Here is a 7,241-nt window from a genome sequence, read left to right on the forward strand (position 1 = left end):
TTTGTCGTTACTATTCAATTGTTAATAACCGTTCAATCCAATTGTTAAAACGTGGGCATTTTTCCCGAATTTTATCCAGACCAATTTCCTGTGCCAATAACGAACCATATACCACCTTACTGTAATCATCAATAATTCTACCCAACCTTTTTGACGGAGCGGTTGTTTTTCCATCGTTAATATTCTCAGGATTACTAAAAGCTTTATCAGTCTCCAAAAGATAGTCATAGTCTTTAAACTCATCGGATTCAAAATTATCCTCTATGACTGTAATATCGCTGAAAAGTAATGCTTCGAACTCGTGTAACTGGATATATGGAATAAATCTATATCGAATTGATTCGTCAATTTCTTCAAGCATTGAATTCTCAAGAAATGTTATTCTATCACTTTTGTTTACAATTGCTTTTGCTTCTTCCCATTTAGGAAATGCGTGACAGGGATGTATGCCATAATAGTCGATTAAGGTAGTGACATAAACACCTGTATCTTTAAGGTGCAGTTCAACTTGCTTTTTCAGATGCTCCCAAGCAACTATGCCTCCTTTCGACTTTTTAATTTTGGGCGTTTCCAAAAATATGTCATGAGCATTAAAGACTGGTTGCAAAACATCATTGCAGAATAATTGCTCAGTAGGCCCTTCACCAATTATTATAATTCTCTTCATTTTGAAAAAGGTTGAGCAGAGTTAATAATATTTCGTTCCCATAATTCGCCAAGGGTGTGTTCTTCCAGCCAACCTTTTAACTTATCTTCATCTAGGCGTTTGAATATGGATTGATTTTCTATGGTGCTTCGGTCAACTGTAACAATATCACTTGTTTTAAAGCAATCGACCAGATTTACCGATTGGGTTGAGATGATTAGTTGCGTTTTGCCAGATGCCATCTCAATAAGGGCTGCAAGTTTGGTTATGGCCTGAGGATGTAAACCCAATTCGGGTTCGTCAATGACGATTACTTTGGGCGGCTCCGGTTGCATTAATACCGTTGCCAGCGCAATAAAACGCAAGGTGCCATCAGAAAACTGATAAGCATTAAAACTTGAATTGGGGTCGCCCTTCTCAATCCAACGCAATTCTATTTCGTTTTTATTCAGTTTTTTAGGTTGCAGAATCAATTTTTCGACATAGGGGGCAATTGACTTTATCGTTTTCTCAAGTCGAGTAAACAGTTTAGGATGTTCCTCTTGCAAAAAGTAGAGAAAAGCCGGAAGATTGCGTCCATCGGATTTTAATGAGTCGTTGTCATTTATATCGCATTCACGCCGAAGCATTGATGTGGCCGATGTATCATGAAAATGATAAATTTGAATATTGGATAAATACTTTTTCAGATAGTTATTTCTAAATGAATTCGAACTTGGAATATTCGATTCTTGAATATCTGAAGTTCCATAATATCCTTTTGAATTATCAGTCCTTTCTACATTATACCCAGATGCTTCATGGGCAATAAATAATCCACCATCTTTTGTTTGAGCCAGCTTAAACCGATAAGCATTATTGTTTTGCGCATCTTCGGTAAAAATCATTTTACCAAACACTGTCTCCGTTATTTTCCGACCAAAGTGGAGGATGTTGTCTGCTTTTTCTTCAATCACATATCGTTGCAATTGCTGATTAAAAATGGCATGTACCATCTTAAAAAATGACACGAAATTACTCTTCCCAGCACCATTGCTTCCAATAAACACATTGATTGGTTTTAGTTCCAACTCTAAATGCTTTATTGATTTAAAACCTTTTATTTCAATATATTCAATCATAACTGTTCAGGTTTAAAACCGGGTTATATCCCTTGGGATTTTCTTAAACGTAATATGATATTTCTGCATCAAACTGTCATCTAGCACACAGTTGTCGGCATAAATAATGTATTGCTCTGCTTTGATTTTTATTTTTCGTAAAAAACTGTCATCCAAAGTAGTGAGTTCGTCTTTGTAATAATAAAAGTAATAAGCCGATGAGTTGCTTACTCCTAAAAGATGTTCTTCTTTTTGGTTGACAGCCTTGTATGGTTGGCGGGTCTCTGAAAACCAAACATATTCACGTATTTTCTCCAAAATAACCTCTTCGTTTAGCATGTCGTTTTCAAGGAAAAGGGGTTTTCCCAATTGGTAATAATCAAAGCAACCACCAGTGCCTTTATTGACCCTAAGCCTCTCTCCATATCCTTGTATGACCCGTTTTACCCTTTCAGCAGTAATATTTTCGGCATACTCTTCCATTTCAATTAAAATAAACTTTCTATTGCCTCCGTCTTGATTGTTCAGGTTAAGAACTGCTTGAGCAGTCGTTCCGGATCCTGCAAATGAATCTAAAACTATTGAATTTTGACACGTAGCGATTTGCAAAATCCGTTCTATCAATTTTGGAGGCTTAGGAGTATTAAAGGGGTTCTTATCTTCTGGAAATATTTGCTTTAGTATTTGCTTTGAATCTTGATTGTTTCCTACCTCTGTATGTTTCCAGATAGTTAAAGGAACAACACCATCTTGTACATCACTTAAAAACCTTTTTAAACGAGGCACTCCATTTCCTGCTTTTCCAAACCAAATCCGATTATCCTCCACTAGTTTTATAAAATTATCCTTTGAAGTGGCCCAACATCGTCCCTCTGTTGGTTTGATTATCTTGCCGGAAGGGGTTGTAATTTCATAATCATATTCAGATGAATATGTTTTTACGGTGAAATTATCTGACGCCCATACACCCCTTGGGTCATTATCTAAATTTGTATATCTGTTATTTTGAGTATCTGTTCTTGGTAAAAGGTTTCTTTTCCAATCAGATTTGCTTTTGGCATATGTTACAATAAAGTCATGATTGTCAGAAAAATACCTAGCATCGTTTTGTGGGTTAAATTTCTTCTCCCAGATTACATTATTGATAAAATTTCCTTGACCAAATATCTCATCGCAAATCAATCTTAAGTTTGCCTGTTCATTATCATCAATTGATATAAAAACAGCTCCTTCCTTCGACAGTAATTTGTGAAGTAGTTTTAATCTTGGATACATCATGCACAACCATTTATCATGTCTGGAGAGGTCTTCAGCTTCCTTGCCTACAACTTTTCCTAACCACTTTTTAATTTTAGGGTCGTTCACATTGTCATTGTAAACCCAACCTTCATTTCCTGTATTGTAAGGGGGGTCAATGTAGATACAATCGATCTTTCCTTCGTATTCAGGCAGTAAAGCTTTTAGGGCTTCTAAATTGTCGCCATGAATGATTTTGTTTCCACTATTGGTTTCCTTTGGGGCTTGCTCTCCATTATCGAATCCGTAAACATGGTCTAAAATCTTGTATGGTACATCCATGTGGTGGTTAATCACCTTATCTTTTCCTATCCAATTTAGCGTTGGCATTGTTGCTTCGTTTATTTTTCATGTTTGGTTGATACAATCAGTTCTCTGGCATCAACATTAAGTTTCGCTGCTATTTCAATCATGGTTTCAATACCGGGTTGCGATTCATTGGTACACCACCTCGAAACCGTGGTTAAACTTTTTCCCAACTGTTCAGCCAACCATTTATTTGTTTTATTCTGCTCAGCCAGAACAATTTTCAACCTGTTTATCTGCTTTCGTTCAGTCATAATACGCAAATTACGTGTATTTTTTTAACCATGAGGCTAATTTATGAAACTAAAATGAAAATACTAAATACTCTGCAAAATAATTTGGAGCTGGTTTTTATCCCAAATGAACCTACATTACCCGAACTTTAGTTACTTTAGTTACTTTAATGGGGGTTAAGTTACAGATATATAAACCTATAAGCTCCATAATTCTACAAAGTACTTAAAGTACCTTAGCCTCAATTAAAGTACCCTTATCGTTTTTAGCCGATTTTTAAAGTAATTTAAAGTAACCTAAAGTAACGTTACTTTAATGGCAAATACCTTCTAATCTCTTAGTATTCAATTAATATCACTCAATAAAGTAATTAAAGTAACTAAAGTAACCAGTTTTGCATGGTAAAACTCAATTTCAAGTGCAAAAAGAAAGGGTTTCTGCTTTTGTTCAGAAACCCTTCGGTCTTTTAATTCTTTCCCGTTTCAACTTTCCCCGTTTAAATGTTCATCGGCAATGCTCAGATTCAGCTTGTCCAGATAAAATACAAAGGCCGAGGTGTAGGTAAATTTCTTGTTTCCTTTCTCATCTAATTCGGGATAACCATTCTTGGCATCGAACTTTTTAAAGTACACCTTCTTGGTGTCGCAAATAAAAGCTGGGCTGTTCTTCAGGTAATATTCCACCGTGGCATCCGGCAGGGGTTTGTCACCCTCACGCAAAGCCTGTGATTTATACAAGCCAAATACCCTACTAACCGATAAATAGAGGATGTTCTGAGGGTTTGGCAGGATGATTTCACTTTTCTTCCATTCACCATTCTCCTTAAAGGTGTGCGTAATCTTATCGGCATATACCACCCGGTAATCACCTTCCTGAAAGAGAATGTTGGAGCTGATAAGATATTGAACCGTTTTCCAGAAGATACCCAAATCATCATTCTTGGCCGTTTCACTGTTCTGGGTTACCATCAGCTCTACAAAAAGCTGCATGATGCTGTCGTACTTAAACGGCAGCTCCACAATGTGAGCTACCGTGGCATAGGCAGAGGCCACCGTCAACCAGTTATTGAAAATCCGGGTCTCAATGGCCGTTGTTCCCAACAACTCCCGGAACTGGTCGCTGACTGCATCAACGATTTTATTGTAGCTCTTTTTGAAAGTCTCCCGGTGTTTTAATAGCTGGTGGGTTATCTGTGTCAAACCCTGTTTGTTGATTTGCTCCAGCTCTTCAAAATGCCTCTTTTCCTCAAACGAGAAGATGGTTTTGGAGAAACCCAAGGCAATGAAACGGCTAAAGAGGGCAATGTCAGCCGTGGCAATCTGCTGACCGCAGACGATGATGCCCTGATTGACTTTCGAGGTTTCCTTTTTCTTGTCCTTATCCATGTTCATCCGGGTTCGCCCGGTTTTGTCCCAAAAGCCTTTCAAGAGTTCCCGTTTCTCCATTTCCAAGTCGTTGCGGTACTCATCCAGCACACACACGGCATTGGAGCTGGTGGCCACATGGTCGGCAATGGACGGTTTACTGGAGTTGTGCAGGTTGGGGACTTTGCCTTTGCGGCCAAACATGTAAAGGATGCTTTCGGCACAGGTGTTTTTACCAGAACCTTTCTGTCCGTACATGTTCAGAATGGGAAACTTATCGAACCGTCTGGAGATGATGTCCAGAAACAAACTGGCAAAGAAAAACGACAAGGTGATGATACCGTTGTTGCCAAATACTGCCGTGTATTTCTGTGCGTATTCGTAAAGGGTGATGTTACCCTCGTTGTGGATGAAGTGCCGTTCAAATTCAAACAGGCTGTCATCACTGGCATAGATTTCGGAACAGGCCGGGATGTAGTAATAACGTTCGTTGTGCTGCACAATCCCGTACTTGTCGGCCTTGATAAACTGTTCCCCGTCAAAGATGCCGTTGCCCCAACAAAAGAAGCCTTCCCGTTGCCAGCCCATTTGAACCACTTCCTTGCAGCTTTTGGTTTTCTCGTAAAGCCATGCTTTCAATTTGTTGAGTTCGCTTTCTCCGCCCGTCCAAAGGAAGTTTCCCAAGGATTCAATCTGTAACTTGAAGTTGGTAATGCTCACCAAATCCCGTTGGGGCAGCTCCACAATCTTCACCAGATTGTGACGGTTTTTGATTTCATACAATCGCTTGGCATTAATGGGGCTTTCGATGTGGAACAAGGGAGCCATCACAAAATTGGAATGGGTCACAAAGTCATCGCCTTTCTTGTTCCGGAACACGTAACAATTATCCTCCACGTAAAATCCCCATCGGTTAAAATCATTCAGGCTGACATGCTGGGGAATAGTATAGCGGTGGGTGGGTTGCGTTTCGTTTTGCGACAGTTCCTTAATGGCATCCACCCAAGCCTTCTTGGGTTTGATGTGTTCCGCCACAAACTCGGTGTAAACCTCCTGTTTGGTCTTGTCGTAGTTGGAAATCAGCTTGGAGATACGCTTGATGGCTTCGGACTTGTAAACCGGGTCGGAAGCTGCTTTTTCAGCCAATTGCTGAGTCTTGAAGATGATGTAGTCAGTCTGCTGTTCGTTGTGCTGAAGAAACAGCTCCTTGGTGGTGAACAGCGTATCCGGGTCGTGCTTTTCGGGCAGAACCATCACCGATACATGGAACTGGTTTTTAATCAGGATTTCGGCATTGCGCTCGGTTGCCCGTTGCCCGGCATTGTCCCCGTCAAATATTAGGGTGGCTTTATTGGTGTACCGCTTCAATAACACAGACTGGGCATTTGTCAGGGCAGTTCCACAGGTGGCCACCGTGTTGGTGATGCCAATGGCGTGCATCCGCAGCGCATCGGTATAGCCCTCCACAATATACACCCGGTCTTCGTTTTTGATGGCCATCCGGGCGGCATTCAGGGCATAGAGTTCATTTCCTTTGATGTAAATGCTGCTTTCGGGCGTGTTCAGGTACTTGACTTTGGAGTTATCGGTTAAATCCCTTCCGGCAAAAGCAATGGTCTGGCCTAGTGAATTGGAGATGGGGAAGATTAAACGGTTCCGAAAAAAATCATACAACCCGTTATCACTGCTCTTTAGAACCCCGATTTCCTCCAGTATTTCGGCCTTGAGGCCATTTTGCCGGGCATAGGCCAGCAGTTCATTGCCGTTAGGGGCGTAACCCAACTCAAAACTCCCATGCGAGGGGTTAATGATGTTACGCCCTTGGAGGTATTTCTGGGCTTCGGGATGGGAAAGCTTTTCGGCAAAGAACCGCTCCACAATGTTGCAGGCAATGTGCAGGCTTTCCCGGTGCTGGTATTTGGCTTGGTCAAAGTCCTTGCTTTTCTTCCACTCAAAATCAATCTTGAGCTTTTTCGCCCCAATCTCCACGGCCTGTTTGAAATCAACACCTTCGTGTTCCTTGATGAAGCTTACCGCATCGCCACCTTTGCCGCAGCCAAAACACTTGTAAATCCCTTTGGCCGGGTTCACATGGAATGAAGCCGACTTTTCGTTGTGGAAAGGACATCTAGCCGAAAAGTTGGTTCCGGCTTTCTTCATCTCCACAAAATTGGAGATGACACTGACTATCTCCCCGTTTATGTGTTCGATTACTTGGGTTGCATCCATCATCACCAGTCTTTTTGTGATAAGAGCTGGCGGTTCTGGCCATCAAGGCTCATGTAGAAATCCAGC

5 protein-coding genes are annotated in these 7,241 nt (G+C 40.8%); all 5 read right to left on the reverse strand.

Going from position 1 to position 7,241, the window contains the following annotated elements; translation table 11 throughout:
- Positions 1-10: 10 nt before the first annotated feature.
- On the reverse strand, positions 11-667 hold the full coding sequence (locus LX69_RS15470) for a DUF4276 family protein (protein ID WP_111446950.1): 657 nt from the start codon (positions 665-667) through the stop codon (positions 11-13).
- Complete coding sequence (locus LX69_RS15475; RefSeq protein WP_111446951.1) at positions 664-1,767, reverse strand: AAA family ATPase; 1,104 nt, start codon at positions 1,765-1,767, stop codon at positions 664-666. The genes LX69_RS15470 and LX69_RS15475 overlap by 4 nt, the downstream gene beginning before the upstream one ends.
- Positions 1,768-1,779: 12 nt before the next feature.
- Positions 1,780-3,372, reverse strand: coding sequence for a site-specific DNA-methyltransferase (locus LX69_RS15480; RefSeq protein WP_111446952.1), 1,593 nt, complete (start codon positions 3,370-3,372; stop codon positions 1,780-1,782).
- Positions 3,373-3,383: 11 nt separating this feature from the next.
- Complete coding sequence (locus LX69_RS15485; RefSeq protein WP_111446953.1) at positions 3,384-3,602, reverse strand: helix-turn-helix transcriptional regulator; 219 nt, start codon at positions 3,600-3,602, stop codon at positions 3,384-3,386.
- Positions 3,603-4,064: 462 nt separating this feature from the next.
- Positions 4,065-7,178 (reverse strand): DNA primase, encoded by a 3,114-nt coding sequence (gene dnaG / locus LX69_RS15490; RefSeq protein ID WP_111446954.1) that lies wholly within the window; start codon positions 7,176-7,178, stop codon positions 4,065-4,067.
- Positions 7,179-7,241 lie beyond the last annotated feature (63 nt).

It is taken from the genome of Breznakibacter xylanolyticus (assembly GCF_003254275.1).
Lineage (GTDB): Bacteria > Bacteroidota > Bacteroidia > Bacteroidales > Marinilabiliaceae > Breznakibacter > Breznakibacter xylanolyticus.

Excerpts from the sequence above, each read along its gene's own strand:
- LX69_RS15470 (WP_111446950.1), bottom strand. The coding sequence starts at position 667 with ATGAAGAGAATTATAATAATTGGTGAAGGGCCTACTGAGCAATTATTC.
- LX69_RS15475 (WP_111446951.1), bottom strand. The coding sequence starts at position 1,767 with ATGATTGAATATATTGAAATAAAAGGTTTTAAATCAATAAAGCATTTA.
- LX69_RS15480 (WP_111446952.1), bottom strand. The coding sequence starts at position 3,372 with ATGCCAACGCTAAATTGGATAGGAAAAGATAAGGTGATTAACCACCAC.
- LX69_RS15485 (WP_111446953.1), bottom strand. The coding sequence starts at position 3,602 with ATGACTGAACGAAAGCAGATAAACAGGTTGAAAATTGTTCTGGCTGAG.
- dnaG (WP_111446954.1), bottom strand. The coding sequence starts at position 7,178 with ATGATGGATGCAACCCAAGTAATCGAACACATAAACGGGGAGATAGTC.